2 protein-coding genes are annotated in these 1786 nt (G+C 64.6%); both read right to left on the bottom strand.

Translation table 11 applies throughout. The annotated features are described in order from the left end of the window. Nucleotides 1-62 precede the first annotated feature (62 nt). The gene (locus AWB66_RS32420) at nucleotides 63-662 is read right to left on the bottom strand and encodes a hypothetical protein (protein ID WP_235021358.1); all 600 of its coding nucleotides are present in this window, start codon (nucleotides 660-662) and stop codon (nucleotides 63-65) included. Nucleotides 663-710: 48 nt separating this feature from the next. After that, nucleotides 711-1786 (bottom strand): zinc-dependent alcohol dehydrogenase (locus tag AWB66_RS32415; protein WP_087634042.1); only part of this gene is annotated, 1076 nt, incomplete at its 5' end.

The raw sequence follows: 1786 nt of genomic DNA, 5'->3' as shown, positions 1-1786 counted from the left end.
CAGGTTAAGCAGTCTTGGACCTACCCTTTGATCCCATCAAGGCGGCACGTACCGATATCGGCTCATGCATTCGCAGCGGCGCCCCCTTGGCCGGCTCCGCGCGTGTAGGGCAGCAGCGCGTCGGGCGCGCGCATGTCGCGCGGTGTCTCAAAGTCTTTGCGCGCGACACCGCGCATCGTGTCGGGCGCGGCCGGGAAGCCAGAGCGGGCGCTGTAGTCCCGTACCGGCGCTGGTCGCGCTTCGACCTGTTCGCGGCTCGATCCGCGCGCTGCATACACGTCGAGCGCCGTGACACCCATTACGTTCACAGCCGCGCGCAGCGCGCGGGCGCGGTCGGCGGCGCTTGACTTGTTAGATTGAACGGCGAGGGTGCCGAGATCCAGCACGTCGCCGCCGACGCGCGCCCACAGGAACGGCGTGGCGTCGCGCGAGGTGAGGATCCCGATGCCGCACGCAAGTTCGCGCAGCCCATAGAGGCGCATGAGCGCGGTGGTGTCGTCGACGCCGGTTATCCGCGACATCGCGCGCGGCGCGACGAGTTCCGCGAGCCCAAGCGCGATGCTGAACCAGCCGAGCCCGCGCGCGACCGTCTCAGGTCGCAGTGTGCCGCCGCCGCTGTTGCTCTCACCCGAATCACTTCCGAGATGCAGTGCTTTATCCATCGCTTCACCTCATTGCTTCGTTTGCCTCAAATAGGCGAGCGCTCGCCCTTACGGCTTTAAGACGACCTTGATGCAGCCGTCCTCCTTGTCGCGAAATTTTTTGTACATCGCGGGCCCATCGTCGAGCGACATCGTGTGCGTAATGACGAACGAAGGATCGATCTGGCCTTCCTGGATGCGCCGCAAGAGATCGTCGGTCCAGCGATTGACGTGCGTCTGCCCCATGCGCCACGTGAGCCCCTTGTTCATCGAGGCGCCGAACGGGATCTTGTCGATCAGCCCGCCGTAGACGCCCGGCACCGACAGCGTGCCCGCAGGCCGGCATACATAAATCATTTCGCGTAGCACGTGCGGCCGGTCCGTTTCGAGCATCACGGCCTGTTTGGCGCGGTCATATATCGCATCGATGGAACGCGTGGCATGCGACTCCATGCCCACCGCGTCGATGCACTTCTCCGGGCCCTTGCCGTGCGTCAGCTCCTTAAGCCGTTCAAGAACGCTCTCTTCTTTGAAGTCGATCGCGACGGCGCCGCCCGCGCGGGCCATCGCAAGCCGCTCAGGCACGCAGTCGATGGCAATCACCTGCTTCGCGCCCAAGAGCACGGCGCTACGGATCGCCATCTGCCCGACAGGCCCCGCGCCCCAGATCGCTACCGTGTCGGTCGGCTCGATGTCGCATTGCACCGCTGCCTGCCACCCGGTCGGGAAGATGTCGCCGAGGAAAAGCACTTGCTCGTCGGTGAGCCCATCTGGAATCTTCACGTGGGTGCGGTCCGCGTACGGGACGCGCACATACTCGGCTTGGCCGCCAGCGTAGCCGCCCGTCAGATGCGTATAGCCGAAGAGGCCGGCGGTGGTGTGGCCGAACACCTTGTCGGCGACATCCTTGTTGCGGTTGCTCCGTTCGCAGACGGAAAAATTGCCGCGCTTGCACTGCTCGCATTCGCCACAGATGATCGTGAACGGCACGACGACCCGGTCGCCTACTTTGAGCGCCGTGTTGCCCTTGCCGACCTCCGCGACTTCGCCCATGAATTCGTGGCCCATGATGTCGCCGGCTTCCATGCCGGGCATAAAGCCGTCGTAGAGATGTAGATCCGAGCCGCAGATCGCGCACGACGTGA

Origin of the sequence: Caballeronia telluris, from assembly GCF_001544495.1 — a bacterium.
Classification (GTDB): Bacteria; Pseudomonadota; Gammaproteobacteria; order Burkholderiales; family Burkholderiaceae; genus Caballeronia; species Caballeronia telluris.
Note: the sequence above shows the minus strand (reverse complement) of the source record. Positions and strands in the feature narration are given on the sequence as shown.

Excerpts from the sequence above, each read along its gene's own strand:
- AWB66_RS32420 (WP_235021358.1), bottom strand. The coding sequence starts at position 662 with ATGGATAAAGCACTGCATCTCGGAAGTGATTCGGGTGAGAGCAACAGC.